General features: G+C 60.9%; 16 protein-coding genes. 6 read left to right on the top strand and 10 right to left on the bottom strand.

Annotation, left to right across the window (positions count from 1 at the left end):
• Window positions 1-263 (top strand): hypothetical protein (locus tag ACRCYW_RS02690; RefSeq protein WP_438548647.1); only part of this gene is annotated, 263 nt, incomplete at its 5' end.
• A 158-nt stretch (window positions 264-421) separates the two neighbouring features.
• Here ACRCYW_RS02690 and ACRCYW_RS02685 read toward each other — a convergent pair.
• From ACRCYW_RS02685 to ACRCYW_RS02675, 3 genes are all read right to left on the bottom strand, one after another.
• Window positions 422-1,465 (bottom strand): NAD(P)H-dependent flavin oxidoreductase, encoded by a 1,044-nt coding sequence (locus ACRCYW_RS02685; protein WP_438548646.1) that lies wholly within the window; start codon window positions 1,463-1,465, stop codon window positions 422-424.
• Window positions 1,462-1,758, bottom strand: coding sequence for a helix-hairpin-helix domain-containing protein (locus tag ACRCYW_RS02680; RefSeq protein WP_438548645.1), 297 nt, complete (start codon window positions 1,756-1,758; stop codon window positions 1,462-1,464). Before ACRCYW_RS02680 ends, ACRCYW_RS02685 begins: the two co-directional genes overlap by 4 nt.
• A 72-nt stretch (window positions 1,759-1,830) precedes the next feature.
• Window positions 1,831-2,472, bottom strand: a complete 642-nt coding sequence (locus ACRCYW_RS02675) for a ribonuclease T2 family protein (RefSeq protein ID WP_438548644.1) — start codon at window positions 2,470-2,472, stop codon at window positions 1,831-1,833.
• Window positions 2,473-2,705: 233 nt separating this feature from the next.
• Here ACRCYW_RS02675 and ACRCYW_RS02670 point away from each other — a divergent pair, with 233 nt between their 5' ends.
• A complete protein-coding gene (locus ACRCYW_RS02670) occupies window positions 2,706-3,266 on the top strand; it encodes a gamma carbonic anhydrase family protein (RefSeq protein ID WP_042641619.1) in 561 nt (186 codons plus the stop codon).
• An 88-nt stretch (window positions 3,267-3,354) separates the two neighbouring features.
• Here ACRCYW_RS02670 and ACRCYW_RS02665 read toward each other — a convergent pair whose 3' ends face one another.
• The 3 genes from ACRCYW_RS02665 to ACRCYW_RS02655 form a co-directional block, all read right to left on the bottom strand.
• Window positions 3,355-6,069, bottom strand: coding sequence for a cytochrome c peroxidase (locus ACRCYW_RS02665; protein WP_438548643.1), 2,715 nt, complete (start codon window positions 6,067-6,069; stop codon window positions 3,355-3,357).
• Between the two features lie 62 nt (window positions 6,070-6,131).
• Window positions 6,132-6,389 carry a hypothetical protein gene (locus tag ACRCYW_RS02660; protein WP_438548642.1) on the bottom strand — a complete coding sequence of 86 codons (258 nt, stop codon included), beginning with the start codon at window positions 6,387-6,389 and terminating at the stop codon, window positions 6,132-6,134.
• Between the two features lie 203 nt (window positions 6,390-6,592).
• Entirely contained in the window at window positions 6,593-7,498 is a 906-nt protein-coding gene (locus tag ACRCYW_RS02655) for an SAM hydrolase/SAM-dependent halogenase family protein (protein ID WP_438548641.1), read from the bottom strand.
• 169 nt (window positions 7,499-7,667) lie between these two features.
• Between ACRCYW_RS02655 and ACRCYW_RS02650 the strand changes: the two genes are divergently transcribed.
• The 3 genes from ACRCYW_RS02650 (at window position 7,668) to ACRCYW_RS02640 (ending at window position 11,314) form a co-directional block, all read left to right on the top strand.
• A complete protein-coding gene (locus tag ACRCYW_RS02650) occupies window positions 7,668-8,132 on the top strand; it encodes a hypothetical protein (RefSeq protein WP_438548640.1) in 465 nt (154 codons plus the stop codon).
• Between the two features lie 304 nt (window positions 8,133-8,436).
• Window positions 8,437-9,912 carry a GGDEF domain-containing protein gene (locus tag ACRCYW_RS02645; RefSeq protein ID WP_438548639.1) on the top strand — a complete coding sequence of 492 codons (1,476 nt, stop codon included), beginning with the start codon at window positions 8,437-8,439 and terminating at the stop codon, window positions 9,910-9,912.
• 148 nt (window positions 9,913-10,060) lie between these two features.
• Window positions 10,061-11,314 carry a DEAD/DEAH box helicase gene (locus tag ACRCYW_RS02640; protein ID WP_438548638.1) on the top strand — a complete coding sequence of 418 codons (1,254 nt, stop codon included), beginning with the start codon at window positions 10,061-10,063 and terminating at the stop codon, window positions 11,312-11,314.
• A 74-nt stretch (window positions 11,315-11,388) separates the two neighbouring features.
• Here the strand turns inward: ACRCYW_RS02640 and ACRCYW_RS02635 are convergent, their stop codons facing one another.
• Both ACRCYW_RS02635 and cphA read right to left on the bottom strand, forming a co-directional pair.
• The gene (locus ACRCYW_RS02635) at window positions 11,389-12,681 is read right to left on the bottom strand and encodes a lipopolysaccharide biosynthesis protein (protein WP_438548637.1); all 1,293 of its coding nucleotides are present in this window, start codon (window positions 12,679-12,681) and stop codon (window positions 11,389-11,391) included.
• A 164-nt stretch (window positions 12,682-12,845) separates the two neighbouring features.
• Window positions 12,846-13,610, bottom strand: a complete 765-nt coding sequence (cphA, locus tag ACRCYW_RS02630; protein WP_438548636.1) for a CphA family subclass B2 metallo-beta-lactamase — start codon at window positions 13,608-13,610, stop codon at window positions 12,846-12,848.
• Between the two features lie 522 nt (window positions 13,611-14,132).
• On the opposite strand from cphA, the gene ACRCYW_RS02625 reads away from it, so the two are divergent.
• Window positions 14,133-14,864, top strand: coding sequence for an abortive infection system antitoxin AbiGi family protein (locus ACRCYW_RS02625; RefSeq protein WP_438548635.1), 732 nt, complete (start codon window positions 14,133-14,135; stop codon window positions 14,862-14,864).
• A 363-nt stretch (window positions 14,865-15,227) separates the two neighbouring features.
• On the opposite strand, the gene ACRCYW_RS02620 is transcribed toward ACRCYW_RS02625, so the two are convergent.
• Together ACRCYW_RS02620 and aguA are read right to left on the bottom strand one after the other, a co-directional pair.
• Entirely contained in the window at window positions 15,228-16,931 is a 1,704-nt protein-coding gene (locus ACRCYW_RS02620; RefSeq protein ID WP_438548634.1) for an amidase, read from the bottom strand.
• Window positions 16,932-17,187: 256 nt separating this feature from the next.
• Window positions 17,188-18,285, bottom strand: coding sequence for an agmatine deiminase (aguA, locus tag ACRCYW_RS02615; protein ID WP_438548633.1), 1,098 nt, complete (start codon window positions 18,283-18,285; stop codon window positions 17,188-17,190).
• Window positions 18,286-18,460 lie beyond the last annotated feature (175 nt).

The following is an 18,460-nucleotide window of genomic DNA, read 5'->3' as shown; positions in this document are numbered from 1 at the left end:
AATTGTTTTTGATGCTCGATGCTGTGAGTGCCCACACAGATTGCTTGATTCAAATTGTTAAAGAGCGACGCAGCTTTTGGCTGCTGCGGGAGTGGCATTCTACTCAACCGCCTTCTCGAGTCAAGCCTTATTTTCAAAGACTTTTCGAGGCACCGACTGGGTTGTTTGCGTTGCCGCTTGCCCTGTCGATGTGGCGCATTATAGAGACATCGATCACATTGGCAAGGGCTGACTGCAATAAAATTGCAAAAAATGGCAATTAGTTAGTTATTCATGCTAACACACAGCTTTCATACAAACTTATCCACAACCGCTCGTAAAAAGAGGCCTTAAAAGGCCCCTACATCGACCTGTTGGAGCCATCCACCTTATATGCCATCCCTGCATCTGACCTTCATACCGCTCCTATATATAGAAGGCATCAGGCCAACCCGGCCTCGGCAAGCCAGCTGGCCATCAGATCGGCAGCGGGCTGTGCCCGGCAGCCCGAGGCATTCTGCCCGGCCCAGAGCGGTGAGAAGTCGGTACTCCCCCGCTTCTCTGCGGCGCTGCGCAGCGGCGCGATGGCTGCGCTGGCATAAGGAAAGGCAGGAGCCTCGGCCAAGAGTGGTCCCAGCTCCCGCATCAGACGGTTGACTATGCCTCTGGCGGGGCGGCCACTAAACAGGTTGGTCAGGGCGGTGTGATGGCGCTGTTCCAACTGGATCGCCGCCCGGTGCAGGGCCGAGGTGGTCGCCTCCGGGCAACAGAGGAAGGCTGTGCCCATCTGCACGGCGCTCGCTCCGAGCGCCAGGGCGGCGCGGATCCCCTTGCCATCGACTATGCCCCCGGCGGCGATGACCGGCAGGTTCACCGCCTGCACTATCTGCGGCAGCAGGGTGAAGGTGCCTTGTTGCAGGCTGAGATCATCCGAGAGGAAGTGGCCACGGTGGCCCCCCGCCTCCAGCCCCTGAGCTATGATGGCGTCGGCGCCATGCTCCGCTAGCCAGCGCGCCTCTGCCACAGTCGTGGCGCTGGCCAGCACCTTGGCGCCCCAGGACTTCACACGGTCCAGCAGCTCGGGAGCCGGCAGACCGAAATGGAAGCTGACCACGGCGGGTTTGAACTCGGCCAGGATGGCCGCATGTTCTGCATTGAAGGGGGCGCGGCTCGGGGCGCTCAGGCTGGCATCCGCCGCGAGTCCCAGCTCGGCATAATAGGGGGCCAGTGTCTGGCGCCAGTGGCGCTCTTCGGCGGGATCCAGCTCCTGCTGATGGTGGCAGAAGAAATTGATATTAAAGGGCCCGTGGCCACTTTCTTGAAGCTCACTCAGGGCGCGGCGCAACTCGGCCGGGCTGAGCATGGCGGCCGGCAGGGAGCCGAGCCCGCCGGCGGCGCTGACCGCCAGCGCCAGTGCGCAATCCTGCACCCCCGCCATGGGGGCCTGAATGATGGGGTAGCGGATCCCGAGATCGAGCAGGCTCATGTTTGCGCCTCCCGCACCGTATCTTCATGGGCACCGACCTGCGCTCTGACCCGTTCTCTGGCCAGGCCGATGGCACCTTCTATGGCGCCCCGCGCCTTGGGGCTATTCTGCCAGCAGCTCGACCCCAGCATGCTGGCTACCAGTTGGACGATATGGCTGGCATCGGCCTGGGCCAGTTCGTCCAGGCTGTGGTAGCCCAGCTGCTCGAGCCGGCCTATGACGGTGGGCCCGACCCCTTTCACCCCGAGCAGCAAGGCCCGCTCGCCCGCCGGGAACTGTTTCATCTCAGTCATTCATCGCCTCCCTGTGTCGTGACGCTCTTTATCTCTCTACCACATAGCGAATAGAGTGATCATAATCGCTATTTAGCGCACATTTCTTAGCAGGAAATCTGGCTGACCGCAGGAGCGAGCCTCCCGTTTGCGCATCTCGTCTGAGCAGGGAACGGCACTCTCCCCATCCTTGTCGATGCAGACATAGATCTCCCGCAGGAAGCGGCCGCCATCGGCGCAGGCCAGGGTGATGCTGTCCTTGGAGAGCCAGGCGTTGGCCTCCACCAGATCCTGCTTGAGTTGTTCGCGGCTCTTGCGAAGGGGCTGGGCCGGAGCCTGATAGGCCGCAGGCACGGCCACCTTCTCCCGCAAGGTGCTGGCCAGTTGGTGGAACTGCGGCTGGTCTAGGCCGGAGCAGGTGCCGTGCTTCTGCCATTCGTGGCGATAGAGGAAGCGGCTGGGGTAGAGCCCGGCGAACTCGCGCTCCATCTCGGGATCCAGTTGCTCGCGGCTGCAATCACTCGGGTAGCCGCGCTGATATTGAGGCCAGAGACCGTGCAGCACGAAGCCCAGCGGTCGGCTGCACTGCTCCCGATCCCCCGGCTTGACGGCGCAGTGCTGGGGCGACCAGGAGAGCGCCAGCGCATAGTAGTCAAACTCCCCGGCCCGTCCCTTGGCCTGCACCGCCGAGATCCCCAATAGGGCTCCCATCAGGAGCACCATCATCTGCTTCATCCATCTTCTCCTTCACGTCGCATGGTTCACCCTGGCAAGGCTGAACGCCCCAAAACCGAGTCCCATGTTCCCACCGATGGGACCCGAAAAACAACCATCTGAAATATCCCTACTTATGCTGGGTCAGACCAGTAAAGGGTTTCCCCTGCCGGATCAGAGGCGTAAGCTGACTCTCCGGCGAGCCACCGCGTCCCGCCACCTTATCCCCGAATTCAGCTGCAACAGGACGTAACATGATCCGCAAGAATCCCTCAGGTCACCTGCCCGTCATCCACGAATCCGCCTATATCGACAAGACCGCCATCATCTGCGGCAAGGTGATCATCAAGGAGAACGTGTTTGTCGGCCCCTACGCCGTGATCCGTGCCGACGAGGTGGACGAGACCGGTGACATGGAGCCCATCGTCATCGGTGCCAACTCCAATATCCAGGATGGCGTGGTGATCCACTCCAAGTCCGGCGCCGCCGTGACCATAGGCGAGTTCAGCTCCATCGCCCACCGCAGCATAGTGCACGGCCCCTGCGAGGTTGGTAACCGGGTCTTCATCGGCTTCAACAGCGTGCTGTTCAACTGCCATATCGGCGAAGGTTGCGTGGTGCGCCACAACTCCGTGGTCGACGGCTGCGATCTGCCCGCCGGCTTCTATGTGCCCTCCACCACCCGCATCAACCAGCAGAGCGATCTGGCCGAGATCCCCCGGGTCACCGTGGATGCCACCGAGTTCTCCGAGGACGTGGCCCATACCAACATCGATCTGGTCAAAGGTTACAAGGCGCTCTCCAACGAGTTCTGACCTCCTCCTTATATAAGAACGAAAAAAACGGGCGCCTGGGCGCCCGTTTTTATTGCGGTTTTTATTGAGATAGCGGAGTGCTTGCGCGCTAGATAGCCCGCACGCAGGCGGCGGCATGAGCCTCTGCCGGTGCATCGGTGATAGGCTCGCCGGTCCCCAGATCCAGCAGGGACGCCTCGCCATCGCCATTGCTGGCGTCGCTGCTCCAGAAGCGGCTATAGAGCGGCCAACCTTTTTCGGTCAAGAGCTTCATCTCCTCACCGCTCTGGTGATAGGCGGCAAACAGGCTCGCCAGCTCCTGGGCCGTCGGCAGGCGCCAGTCGTCGTGACCACGGGCCACCAGCTGCTGGCAATATTCACGCGCCCGCTCCTGGCCCATCGCCACGTAGTTGGCGGTGAAGGGGTTGTAATCCCCGTCCTCGTCCTTCGCGACATCGTCATAGGCGATCCCCAATCGATCCGCCTCACTCTGGGTGAGCGGGCAGACGAAGGAGAACTTGCCCGCTGCCAGCTCGGGCTGATGACAACCCTGGCTGAAGTCAGGCTGGGCATCCACCACTTGTACCCGCACCGCCAGGGTGCGACCACCGACGGTGAGCCGCACACTGGCCGGGCCCACGGCGAGGCCGGTCACCACCCCTTGCCCATCGACCCTCGCCAACTCGGGTAATTCACTGGACCAAGTTGCCGGCTCACTCAATGCCGTTTGCGTGCCATCGCTCAGGCGCATGGCCGCCTGCAGCGCCAGGGTCCGACCCACCTCCAGCTGAGGCAGGGCCGGCGTCACCACCAGATCCACCGGGATGGCGCCGACCGTGCGAGCGTCATCCACCTCGCCCAGACCCAGCTCGACAACGGAGGCCGGGGTGCGTCTGGGCTCGGCCGAGGCACCGCGCAGGAACTCGCCGATGGCGTCGAGCTCGTCGTTGGTCAGACCCAACGCATGGAGATGATCGGACGCCTTGGGGAAGAAGGGATCGTGGATATCAGCACCAGTCGGGAAGCCCACCCCTGTGCTCCACTTGGTGACACCGAAGTTGTACATGGCCACCACCCCCTGCACAGATCCGCCGAGGCGCTGGGCCAGGATCGGGAAGACGCCGTTGTGCATATAGGGGCCGGTGAAGGCCACGTCCCGCAGGCTCGGGGTCTTGAACAGCCCCATGTCCGCCTGCTGGCGGGTCTGCAGGAAGCGGCCCCGGTCTTCCAGGCTGCGGCCGTAATAGGTGAGTCCCACGCTCTCGAACTGATGCTGGCTCAGCAAGGGGCCCGAGTGGCAGTTCATGCAGCGACCATCGGTTCTGAACAGGTGCATGCCCCAGAGCGCCTTGTCGCTGAGGGCCTGGGTATCCCCCTTGACGAAGCGCTCCAACGGGCTCGGGCTGCTGATGATGGTGCGCTCGAAGGTGGCGATGGCCTTGGCGACCCGATCCAGGGAGATGTGATCATCCCCGAAGGCGGTGGCGAAGGCCACCCCATAGTCCGGGCTGGCTCGCAGGCGCGTCAGCAGTTCATCGTGATCCAGCGCCATCTCCACCGGGTTGCTGATGGGGTGCAGGGACTGCTCCTCCAGGGAACCGACCCGGCCATCCCAGAACTGGGTGCTGCTGTAGGCGGCATTGAGGATGGTCGGGGCGTTGCGGGTGCCCTTCTGGCCGAGGTGACCGACCGAGACGCTCAGACCGTCGCTCCAGCCTTTCTGGGGATCGTGACAGCTGGCGCAGCTGATGTCGTTGGCCTTCGAGAGCCGCTTGTCGAAGAAGAGTTGCTGACCCAGCACCACCTTGGCGCGGCTATAAGGGTTGTCGGTCGGGAAAGGCACCGCAGGCATGGCCCCCAGCTCCTGCCACTGCACCCCGTCATCCACATTGGCGGCCGGCCACTGGCTGCTGTCACCGGCGTATTGCGCCCGCAGCACCGCCAGATCCGGCATGGCGCCGTCGCGCACCACCGAGGGGCGAACCGGGTAGAGGGAAACAGTATACCAGAGCAGGCTACCCGCCCCCTCGTCGCGCCAGCTGCGGGTGAGCGGCTGATAGAGTCGCTCCTTCGTGCCGTCCTGCAGCCAGATCCACTCAGGCAGGGCGAGGGCGAAGGTATGAGGGTAACGCCAGCCCTGCTTGTCGACGGTGAGCAGGCGCTCGAACTCCACCAGGGTCGGCAGGCGCCAGCCGGTCTGGCCACAGTGGGTCGGGCGCTGTGACAGCATATCCCGGGGAGTCGTCGCCGAGCTCATAAAGCCCTCCCCCGGCAGCCAGTATTGGCTGCCCTTGACGCTGGAGACGGTGCGCACATCGTGCAGACACTGCCAGCCCCCCTGGGTCAGCAACTTGCCCTTCGCATCCAATCTCAACAGCTCGGCGGTCTCGGGCTCGTCCGCGATGACGGGCTTGGCCGGATACAGCGCACTCTGGGCGGCCTGGATGGCGGCGCCATTGGTGCGGCGATACCAGCTTCGCGCTGCGCTGTCGTCCCGCAGTGCCAGCAGCATCTGCCAGCTGTCGGGGTAGTTGAGCTCGGCCCCCAGCCGCTGGGCCCGCAGCAGGGTGGCGTAGTCCTGAATGGCGGCCTCTTGCTGCAGACGGATCTCGCCGCCCTGAGCCCATTCGCTGGCATCGAGCGCTCCGTCACCATTGAGATCGCTGAGCAGGAAGAGGGCGGTCTCCTCCTCATCCAGACGCAGCGTCGGCGCGGCGGCGCGGCGAGCCCGATTGTCACCGGCGGCCAGATCGGCCACCAGGGCACTGCTGGCACGCAAGATGTAACCATCCTGCTCACCGCTGAACTCGAGAGGCGCACTCAACAGCAGGCCGGCGGGCAGAGTCAGAGTCGTATCGCCCTGGCTGCTCAGGATCAGGGAAGTGCCTATGCCGGTGGCACGCTGGCGCAGGGCCAGGGTCGCCCCGGCGCCAACCGGTCACCCAGATCGATGGCGAGGGTCAGTTCGGCGCGAGTATGGGTCTGCGGCGGCTCGACGGGAGGCGTGACGATCGGTGGATTGATGACGGGCGGGGTAACAACGGGCGGCTCGACGACAGGAGGCACCGAGTTGGTGCCCTCGCTGCTGTTGTCGTTGCAGGCGGTCAGGGCCAGCAGGCTGGCCAGCAGTAATAGGGATCTCATGGGTGGGCCGGAATGTGGTCGGACAAGCCGGCGATTATCCATTCAAATGCCAATCATTATCAATTGTGTTCAGCTAATATTCATATTGATAACAACTGCCAGCCTTGGACGACCCGATCCGGCCCCTCAGGAATCGGCACCTTGCAGATGCCAACCCCCTTCCCTGCTGGCTTCAGCCAACGCCTCCCTCAGACAGGCTCCCTTCAGCACTTCTTCAGGCTGATATGCCAGTTGGCACCGGATGCCACCTGATGTTTGGCGGCGAAGCTGTCCATGTTGAGCGCCACCGACATCTGCAACAGGCTGTTGAGGTAGATGAGCGGCTGCCCTTCCGGCACATCGCCGAAGCTGCTGACGTAGGGAGCCTTGCCCTCGTACTTGACCACCTCCCCTTCGCTGACCTTGAGGCAGGCATTGTCCCCCTTGTTGAGCCCCGCCTTGGTCAGCAGGGTCTCGTCGATGTTGCTCCAGACGTTGCCGTACTGCACATCCAGGATGGGAATGGTGCCCTTGACGGTACCGTCGCTCTCGACCAGCGCGGCCTGATAGGGAATGGTCACCACCTCGGCGGGCAGCAAGGGCCCCACCTGCTCATAGCTGATGGTGCCGGAGGCGAGCCGGGCGCCCGTGTAGGCGTACACATCGCGGCCGTGGAAGGTGTAGGACTTCTCGGATCCCTTGAGGCGATTGCGCTTCTCGTCGATCTGGCGCACCGCCTCTATGCCGAAGTGCTCGGCCACCAGGGTCAGGGTGCCGTTGTCCGGCGAGACGATGTAGTGGCCGCTCCTGGTCTTGAGCACCACAGAGTGGCGCGCCGTGCCCACCCCCGGATCCACCACGCTCACGAACACTGTGCCCTTGGGCCAGTAGTCGAGGGTCTGATAGAGGCGATAGGAGGCCTCCCAGATGTTGTAGGCCGGGATCTCGTGGGTCAGATCCTGCAGCGGCAGGGTTCTGTCCACCCCGAAGGCTACCCCCTTCATGGCCGACACGGCCCCATCCTTGAGACCGAAATCGGTCTGGAACACCAGCGCCTCGTTGGCGAGGGCACTGCCAGCCAGCAGCGAGAGGGTGAGCGCGAGCACTCGGGGAGCGGTGCGAATATCCATATCAGGACTCCTTGGCAATAGATGAAAAACAAATAGCAATCTAGACATCCAGAATGCCATTAACTCCGTTCTTTGCAAGTCCCGGGACCCGAATGGGGGAAAGCGCTCGCCTACGCGCCTGAACGGGTGTATCCATGGGCAGTGTCGAGCGGTGAAATGAGGTGTGGTGATGACAGAGCGACAAGCCCCCAGGCTCTCCCTGATCCTGGGCGAACAAGCCAGCCGATTGGAGATAGTCCGGCAGGATGGGACGAGTGAGGCATGCCCGCTGGCCTTCGGCCTAGATGCCATGACCCCGGGCCCGTTTCGCTGGGATCCACCCAGTGCGCTGGAACTGGAACAGGCCATCATGGTGGTGGAGGATGTGCTGATGCCGCTCACGGCCAGGATCCCTCCCCACGAGGCGTTTTTGTTGCAGAGCCCCTACCCTCTGGCCGACACCCTCGGTGGGAAGACCCTGAGCAGGGAGAGTGTCGAGCAACTGTTCGGCCAGTTTGCCGCCATGGTGGAAGGGGATCCCCTGGCCGCGGCCAACCTGCCCAAGGCTCGCCACTTCGCCGCTACCCTCCTGATCCTGCGGGAGTGGATGCACCATCTGGATGCCAGGCAGGTCGTGCTGGCATCCAGATGCTAAGGGGCCGGGTTGGAGAGCCCAAGTCGTGATGCTACGAGACCCGGCCATGGCCTCTTTCTTTATCTCCCTCTCGCCCATGCCATGGGCATTCAGCTTGCATCAATGTTGGCCGACCATAATGTGGTATCCAATAAGCCCCCTCTTTCCGGCGGTCGGGAGCCCGTTGGAAATACGTAAATTAGTATCTATCCCCTTGATATTAATGGCTCATTCCCACAACAATTGACGCTCGTCAGACCCCTGCTCGCTTATAATTAACGAAGCCGGATCGGTTGCAACCCTCTATCGCCACTCGGGAAGGTCCATGCCTGCATCGAAATTGCCCCCCCAGTCCCGCACATGGCGACGCCGGCTCGGCTTCTTCGGCCTGGCCCTGGTGGGGCTGATAGTGGTTTGTTACTACACCTACCTCAACATCCGCCACGATATGCGGCTCATCACCGCCAAGCAGCAGAACGTGTTCGAGGTGTTCTACCAGCGGGCGCGCATCCTCTCCCCGGCCGAGCTGGCGCAGTTCATCGATGAGAGTGCCATCAAGACCGCCATCTTCAGCGAGAATCGCGACGCCCTGGCCTATGTCTATGGCTATGACTTCAAGACCCTGGCCCCCCTGGCCCAGATCCCCCTGATGCCGTCGATCCGCGAGACCTTGTCCACCTATCAGTACGTGCTCTCCTACCCCGAGGTCATCAACCTCTACGCCATCTTCGACGATCACCGCCTGCTCGGCATGATGGCAGACAACCGCGATCTGCCGGCCCGCTTGCAGCCCGCCAACCGGGTGCTGAACAAGATGGATCACTGGTACCACTACTTCGGCTGCGCCGCCTTCGCCATGACTCACGAGCCCTGCAGCACTGACGAGGCCCAGGTATCCGACATCTACACGGACACCTTCACCGGGCGCCAGACCATCACCATGTATTTCCCCTTCGACTATTACGATCAGGCCAGCCGGGCCTATCGTTATGGCCTGACCGGGATAGACATCGCCGTCGACGCCGCCTTCAAGGATGTGTTGCAACCCTACGAAGGGCTCAACCCGAGCCGTACCGTCATCACCTTCGATGCGGTCGAGCCCTGCCGCCCCCATCACATCTGCCTGAGCACGCCGCTGATGCGCACCAAGGCGGGGGCCGATCTCTACCTAAAGTGGTCCTACACCTACGATGACTTCATGCAGCGGGTGCTGCGCTACAGCCCAGCCTTCAAGCTCTACCTGATCGCCCTGCTGCTGTTCATGCTGACCTGGCGCCGAGTCTACGCCCGTCTGCGCGCTCTGGCCCACACGGATCACCTGACCCGGTTGCCACGACGGGACATCCTGGATCAGGCCATGCTGCAGGATCACGACTACCTGATGATCCTGGACATCGACAACTTCAAGTCCATCAACGACACCTATGGTCACGGCGTGGGGGACAGGGCCCTGGTTGCCTTCGCCCGCCACCTGCACGGGCGCATTCGTCGCGGTGACACCGCCATCCGCTGGGGGGGTGAAGAGTTTATCGCCCTCTACAAGGGGCTCGGGAACGAGGCCGAGATGCACCAGTGCGTCGCCCGCCTGCTGGCGCAGCCACTGCAGATTGATGAACTGCCCATGCCCATCACCTTCTCGGCCGGCATCATCCGCATCCGCGACTACCTGACGGTGCCGGACGCCGTCGCCCTGGCGGACGAGCTGCTCTATCACGTCAAGCAGCACGGCAAGCACAATATCGCCTACTACCGGGGGCAGGAGATCCATCAGATCCGGGAACCCGCCGCGCCACGGGACTAAGCCGGCCTGCCCATGCGAGCCACCAAGCCAGCCTTCTACCCGGCGAGGGGCTTCTGTTACCATGGCGCCATTCTCTTGAGCCCCTTGCGGCCAGGGCCCAGGCACTCATCTGCCGTGGCCTTCGCCCAAGCCCAGTGCTGGACCCGTTATGACCCTTGCCTCCTTTGCCGAACTGGCCCTCTCCTCTCCCTTGCAACAGACCCTGGATGATCTGGGCTATACGACGCCTACCCCCATTCAGGCCGCCGCCATTCCCCTGGTGCTGGCAGGGCGGGATCTGCTGGCGGGGGCCCAGACCGGCACCGGCAAGACCGCCGCCTTCGTGCTGCCCATACTGCAGCTGTTGATGGCTCAGCAAGCCGAGCCGGCCGCCACTCGCCCCATCCGCGCGCTGGTGCTGGTGCCGACCCGGGAGCTGGCGGTACAGGTGCACGAAAGCGTGCTGCGCTATGGCAAGGAGACGAATCTCACCAGCGCTCTGGTCTACGGCGGGGTCAGCATAGCCGCCCAGGTGGAGGTGCTCAGAAACGGGGTGGATATCCTGATCGCCACCCCGGGCCGGCTGCTCGACCACCTGCGCCAGGGGGCGCTCAGCCTCGCGCAGCTCACCCATCTGGTGTTCGATGAGGCGGACCGTATGCTCGACATGGGCTTTATGGACGAGATCAAGGCGCTGCTCAGACAAATACCCGCCGAGCGCCAGACCCTGCTGTTTTCCGCCACCTGCGACGACAACCTGTTCGCCTTGAGCAAGGTCTTGCTACGCGATCCTGTACTGATTGAAGTCGCCCCGCGCAACACCACGGCGGCCGAGATAGAGCAGCGGGTCTATACCGTGGATGGCGATCGCAAGCAGGCGCTGGTCGAACACCTGATCAAGGTGAAGGGCTGGGCGCCGGCCCTGATCTTCAGCCGCACCCGCCAGGGGGCCGACCAGCTGGCCCAGCGGCTCGGCAAGGCGGGCATCAATGCGCTGGCCTTTCACGGGGATCTCTCCCAGAGCGCGCGCGAAAAAGTGCTGCTGGAGTTTCGCGCCGGCACCTTGCAGGCGCTGGTTGCCACCGACGTGGCGGCCCGCGGCCTGGACATTCAGGAACTCAACTACGTGATCAACCTGGAGTTCCCGCATCAGCCGGAGGATTACGTCCACCGCATCGGTCGCACCGGCCGCGCCGGCAACAAGGGGCTCGCCATCACCTTGTTCAGCCCGGAAGATGCACCTCTGCTGGAGAAGGTGGAGGCGGTGCTCGATACCCGCTTGCCCCAACAATGGTTCCCGGGGTTTGAACCGGATCTCACCCGCTTCGAGCCCGAGCCACGCCGCAGCAGCAAGGCAGCCCAGAAGCAGCGCGCCAGAAAGCAGGCGCTTGCAGGCAACAAGGGTGGCAAGGGCCGGCGCTAAGCCGCCCCGACACCGCCAATAAAAAAACGCCCAGTCGGGCGTTTTTTGTTATCCGATACACACCTGTTCCACTCCTACGGCGCAGCCGCCAGTTCCGGCGGCAGGGCCCGCAGGATGCGCTGCTCGGCCAGGGTTGAGAGCACGAACATCACCAGATAGCCGAGGCCCAGCGCCACGATAATGGCCACCACGTTGGCCGTGAATTCGGCCACCAGGTAGTAGGCCGCCACCAGCGCCACTATGCCTACCAGACGAATGATCAGGCTCTCGGTGAAGTGGCCGTGGGCCTTGATATAGGCGAGCTGATAGCCGTTGAGCATCATGAAGATAAAGAAGATGGAGAAGTGGAACAACACGGGCACGGCGCCCACATAGTCGGCGGGGAACAGCAGCAACACCAGCGACTTGCCCCATAACAGCATCACGGTGAAGAATATAATGCTAACCACGGCGCTCAGACGGAAGATCCAGCTACGGATCAGCCGGATCTGGCGGTGATCTCCATTGCGCAAATTGACTGCCAATTCCGGCAGCACGAAACGGTAGATGGGGAAGACGAACAGGGTCGTCATATAGGTGAAAATGGGGCGTACCACCACCTGAAAATCCCCCAGCTCGTCGAGACTGAAGTGGCGTATGGTGAGCAGCACCGTGATGTAGATCATCAGGATGCTGGCCCCCGCCTCCAGGGACGCGGTGAAGCTCTTCTTCACATAGCTGCGCATCTCGGGGCCGAGCGCGACTTTCGCGAGCGGCCGGGTGGCGATGGCCCGGCGCCGGTGCAGATACATATAACCCGCGATGCCGAGCGACGAGAAGGTCAGCCCATAGAATAGCGAGCCAAGCGCATCCAGCCCGAGGCCGAAATAGCAGACCCCGAACATCAGGGCATTGGCGAGCGGCTCCAGCCAGGTGACCCGGTTCGAGATCTCGTACATCCGGTACATGGCCACCAGATTGGTGAAATAGACCTTGAGCCCCAGCCCGAAGATGATCCCCACCAGTTGCAGATACTCGGCCCGAATATGGAGCCCGTGCTTGATATAGGGGATCACGACCCCCCAGGTGAGCAGTACCATGCCGATGAGGAAGTAGCGGAAGATATTGATGATGTCCCGATCGTTTCGGGTCTGGGAGTAGCTAACCACCATGGAGGAGCGAAAGCCGGTCATCAGGATGAGGGACAGAGAGATCAAATCCACCACGCTGTTGAACAGCGCCAGATCCCCCTTGGCCACCCACTGCGCCAGCCACACCTTGAAGGCGAAGCCGATGACGATGCTGGCCAGCGACGCCCACATGCCGGTGATGAAGGCCTGCTTGAGGCGGCCAAGTGAATCGGGTTGTTCGTCTTGAATTGCGTGCATCACGAAAGGCCCGCCAACTGCATGAAGAGAGGCCCATCTTATGAAAGGGGGCCGCCCTTGAACAGCCCGAAACAGGGGGCAAGGGCGCCTCCCCTGCCAAAAACGCCCGGCCGAGCGCCTCCTTTAGTGCGTCCAGCGCGTCATCCGGCTGCCGTCGCGGCGGCTTATGACTGGGGTGCGGCCTTGATCAGCGCTTCGTAGTGATCAATCAGCTCAGGCCCGTGCAGCGGTGAGTCGTGGCCGCCGATCACGGTTTTGATCGGCAGCTTCATCGCCTTAAGTCGCTCAAGCGTCTGCGGATACTCCTTCACATTGGCAAAGCTCAGGTTGCCCAGCTTCTCCTTGAGGATGCAGTTGCCATAGAGCACCTGCTCGTCAGGGAAATAGACAAAGATGCCATCCGGCGTGTGGGCCGGGCCCGCGTAGAAGGCGCGCAGCTTGCCCTCTTGCAGCGTGAAGTCGCCCTCGTGCACCACGTTGGGCAGCACCCGCGGCAAGTCCGGGTACTCCGGCAGCCCCTTGCGGGTAAAGGCGACAATCTCGGCCCAGTCGCTCTTCATCAGATCCCGGGTCTGGCGGGTCGATACCACCCTGGCACCGATGGACTTCCAGTAAGCGTTACCCCCTGCCCTGTCGGTATGGTAGTTGGTGTTGATCACCTCCAGCACCGGCTTGCTGCTGATCCGCTTGATCAGCTTGTGCAGCTCGCGGGCGGTATCCGGCGTCCAGGTCGCCCCCACTACCGTCACCCCCTTGGCCCCGAAATAGACCATGGAATTTTCCTGCACGTAGTAGTTGTCCTCCACCACATAGACAGGGCCGCTCACCTGCGTCAGCGACATCCCCGCCGCCCGCACGCTGCCACCCCAGAAACTCGCCATCAGCACCAGGGCCCCGGCCAGCCCGCACTTCATCCAACTCTTCATCATCTTGCTCCCTCGCTCCAACCGCCCCCTCGCCACCCCTGTGGCAAGCCGGGCCCATTTATCAGTGGGCAGAAAATACGGGGGATTTGTGAGGGGAAAATGAGGTTATGTGAAGAGAAAGTGAAGTCAGGGGAAAGTCCGGAGAAATCAGCAGCGACCTACTGTTCGCGAACGTCCGAATACGCTTCGTTATTCGAACCTGCAACACAGATAGCGACTCCTATTTGCCCCCTTCTCCCACTTTTAATCACAGATAAGGGGGAGAAGGACTGGGGATGAGGGGGAAGTAAATGCCCATACGCGGTAAACGTTGGGCTTCGCTACTCTCAGCATACGAGGTTTATTTTTAGAGCGTACTCACAAAACTGTGTCTACGGCAATGCACGTTTACCGTTTGTAGTTCTGTCCGATAAAAGATCGGTAACATATCACATATTTTTATTATTGAGCTTTAGATTAGATTTTGGATAGGCTAAGATCAAATTGGTCCAGCATGATATATCATCATTTTCAAAGGTTATTTCAATGTCACTGAGTTCAAACTCTATTATTCATTTCACGAATAGTTCAGATGCCCTTAAGGGTATATTACAAAACGGTTTTAAAGTTCATATCTGTCAAGAAAACATCATCCTTGGTGGAGAGCTTATCGAAATTAATGTACCAATGGTTAGCTTTTGTGACATTCCATTATCTAAAATTAAAGAACATATTATTAAATATGGTGAATATGGCGTTGGTTTTACCAAGGAGTGGGCTGAAAAAAATGGATTAAATCCAGTTCTTTATGTGGAAAAGAATTCTTTACTTTCACATAGTTTACTTGCATCGATAGCTAGGTCTATTGGAGATGGGTGTTGGACTTTGGAGGAAAAGCAGGACGTTGACATAATAAGATATATTAAAAATTACAAAGCAGATTTAGTTAGAAAATCAGGTACAACTCCAGACTACCGATTCTCTGACGAACGAGAATGGCGATATGTACCCAGCAATACAGATGAATGTGTTTACTTGTTCGGAAGTAAATCATCTATTTCTGATGATAAATGGACATCTGCTCTGACAGTGTTAGAAAATATGTCACTAAAGTTTGAGCCTAATGACATTAAATACATTTTTATAAAGAACGACAGAGAAATATCAGATTTTATAAGTTTCCTCAGACAAAATAAAGGTGGCGAATATAGCCTCTATGATATAGAACGTCTTACAACAAGAATTATCACTTCAGAGCAAATATTTACAGATGTATAGTAATGTTATAAGTACTTCTTTATGAGTGAAGTATCTATCATAGAAATCATTTATAACAAAAGGCTTTGTTAATCTTAGCAATTACAAAAAACCACAAAAAACAGGGAGGGTAATACCCAACATATAAAAACCACATCACAGGGCCTTTAATATCAATCACAATCAACCTGATGACTTACCAGAGAGGAACTGTTGGGTAATACAGTGGATATTTCCGCCGTCCAGCAGTAGATATACGGTGCGATCGTTGGTGATCAGGAAGTGCATCTTGGGACCAATCAGCATTGGAAGTAAAAAACCACCCGCATGGCAGGTGGTTTTTTGTTATCACCAGACTAATCCGGATTATTTAACTCACAACCATCACCCCAACGGCGGGGTACGCGGCGGCACCTGGCGCTTGCTGCCGGTGGATTCGAAGGCCGAGGCAAAGCGCAGCAGCTTGTTGTCGTCATAGGCGCGACCGGCGAAGGTCAGGCCCACCGGCATGCCGATATCGGCCATCACCCCCATGGGGACTGTAACGGTCGGTACGCCAAGGTGGCGAATGGCGAGGTTGCCGTTGGCGACCCAGATGCCGTTGCTCCAGGCGATATCGGCGGAGGCCGGATTCACATCCGCATCCGCCGGGCCGACGTCGGCGACGGTGGGGAAGAGCACGACGTCGAGTCCGAGCTCGTCCATCCAGTCTTCCAGATCCAGCTTGCGGGTCTGCTCCAGGCCGCGCAGGCCGTCCGGCACAGAGGCAATCTCGTCGAAGCGCTTGAGACCGCGCTTGGCCATCTTGACGTACTCGTCCATGCCGGCAGCGAGATCGCCCTCGCGGTTCGGCAAGGTGCCCGGATCGTGGGGGAAGATCTGGGGGCCATCCACATCGGCCAGCTTGTTGAGTTTCGGATCGCCATTGGCGCGCAGGAAGTCGTCGAAGGCCCAGCCGGAGAGCTCCCACAGCTCGTCGTTGAGGAACTCAGGGCTAACGATGCCGCGATTGAACACGGTCGGCGCACCGGGTCTGTCCCCTTCGCAGTTGGAGACCAAGGGGAAGTCCACCTCGATGACTTCGGCGCCAGCGGCTTCCAGGGCCTGACGGGCCTGCTCCCACAGGGCAATTACCGACTCGCGGGTATGGATCCGCTGGCCGGTCGGGCCGCCGATACCGGGATGCTCGCTGGTGCCGGCCAGTTCATCCTTGTTGATAAACATGCGCGGCACGCCGAGGCGCTTGCCCTTGAGGGCGGAGGCACCGGCGGCGAGCTCAAGGTAGGAAGCCGGGCGCACCTCGGAGGCCTTGGGCAACTTGATCCAGGGCTGCAGACGCCAGAGATCGCCACGGGTGTCGGCATCGTCGGCCACCACCACGTCGAGCACTTCCAGCAGATCGGCCATGGTGCGGGCGTAGGGCACCACCACATCCATGGTCGGGGTCAGCGGCCAGTTGCCGCGCACCGAGATGACGCCACGGGACGGGGTGTAGGCACAGAGGCCATTGTTGGAAGCCGGGCCCCGGCCGCTCGACCAGGTCTCTTCGGCGAGACCGAAGGCGGAGAAGCTGGCCGCGGTGGCGGTGCCAGCGCCGTTGGAGGAGCCGGAGGCGAAGGGCGCGGTGAGGTAGTCGGCGTTGTAGGGGCTCTCGGCCCGGCCATAGACACCGCGCTGCATGCCGCCATTGGCCATGGGGGGCATATTGGTCTTGCCAAGGCAGATCGCGCCGGCGGCGCGCAGCCGCTCGACGGTGAAGGCATCGCGCTGGGCGACCAGGTCCTTGAACGCCGGGCTGCCGGAGGCGGCGGTCAGCCCCTTGACCAGGTAGCTGTCCTTGGCGGTGTAGGGGATGCCATCGAGCGGCCCCAGGGTCTCGCCACGGGCGCGACGCGCATCGGAGGCTTGCGCCTCTTTCAGGGCATCGGGATTGGCGACCACCAGGGCATTGAGCTTAGTATCGGTCTCGGGGCCATTGTAAGCGGCGATGCGGGCCAGATAGGCCTCGACCAGTTCGACCGCTGTGGTGCGGCCGGATTCGAGCGCGACACGCAGCTCGGCAATGGAAACCTCGGTCACTTCGATCATTTTGATCTCCTGTAAAAGGGTGACTGTTTGTAATGATGATCGCCGCATCAGCGGCCTTCGACCATCACACCATCAAGAGATAAAACCCCACTGCGTGGGGTTTTGAATACTAACTGGAACCGGTTTACGATCCTGCTGCGAGGCCGTCAGCAAGGTGAAGAGCAGCGCAGGAACCGGGGCGTATAAACATACGTGAGGCTTCCGAGCAGCACATGAGCCTTGATCACGGCCTCGCAGCAGGATCGTCATCCGGTTCTTATTTGCCGGACGGGATCTGCTGGGTAATGCAGTGGATATTGCCGCCGCCGAGCAGGATCTCGCGAGCCGGCACGCCGATGACCTTATGCTCCGGGAAGATCTCTTCCAGGATGCGCTGGGCCTCGTCGTCGGTGGCGGCATCCAGCAGGGGGTAGACGATGCGATCGTTGGTGATGAGGAAGTTCACGTAGGAACCGGCCAGGCGACCTTCGGCCTCACGCGGCACGCCGCTGCCCTGCTCCACCCCGTCGGACTCCTCGGCGGTGCTGAACAGCGGGCCCGGCTGGGGCAGCTTCCAGACTTTCAGCTTGCGACCCTTGGCGTCCACCACGGCTTCCAGCACCTTCAAGGCAGCGAGGGAGCGGGCGTACTGGGGATCATTCTCGTCGTCGGTCCAGTGCAGGGCCACTTCACCCGGGCGCACGAAGCAGCACATGTTGTCGATGTGGCCGTCGGTCTCGTCCAGATAGACACCCTCGTCCAGCCAGATAAAGCTCTTCACACCCAGATAGTCGCGCAGGTGAGCCTCGATCTGCTCTTTGCTCAGGTGCGGGTTGCGGTTTTCGTTGAGCAGGCACTCGGCCGTGGTCATGCAGGTGCCCTCGCCATCCACATGGATGGAGCCCCCTTCCAGGATCAGCGGCGCGTCGTAGCGATCCATGCCGTGCTGGCTCAGCATCTTGGCCGCTACCTCTTCGTCCTGGTTCCAGGGGTGGTAGAGACCGCCCTTGAAGCCGCCCCAGGCGTTGAAGCCCCAATCCACCCCGCGGCACTCGCCGGCGGCGTTGGTGACCACGGTCGGGCCTGAGTCGCGGGCCCAGCAGTCATCGCTCGCCATCTCCACCAGGGTGACGTGAGCGGGCATCATGGCGCGGGCCTGTTCCATAAACTCCGCCGGCACGCCCATAAAGACAGGGGTGGCACCACCGATGGCGTCCGCCACCTTGGCGAAGGTGCTCTGGGCGAAGCGACCGGCCTCACGCCAGTTGTCCGGACGGAACGGCCAGATCATCCAGACGGCCTGCTGGTGCGCCCACTCGGCGGGCATGGTGAAGCCGTCGGCGGCAGGGGTGGTGTTGAGAGTCTTGATGCTCATCGCAATATCCTTGCAGGCCCTGATGCGGCATGCACATCACGGGGAATGGAGAAACGGGCGGATTTGAAACCGGTTCACGCTCTGGCTCGAGGCGTGAACGGTTTGTTGACCCGCCGGCTTGTCATCGGCTACGCAACCGCCTGGCGCACCCGAGAAGATTTGAGTGGTCGCAGTG

It is taken from the genome of Aeromonas sp. (assembly GCF_051657805.1).
In the GTDB taxonomy this organism is placed as follows: domain Bacteria; phylum Pseudomonadota; class Gammaproteobacteria; order Enterobacterales; family Aeromonadaceae; genus Aeromonas.
The sequence above is the reverse complement of the archived record's forward strand: the minus strand, read 5'-3'. Positions and strand labels throughout refer to the sequence as shown.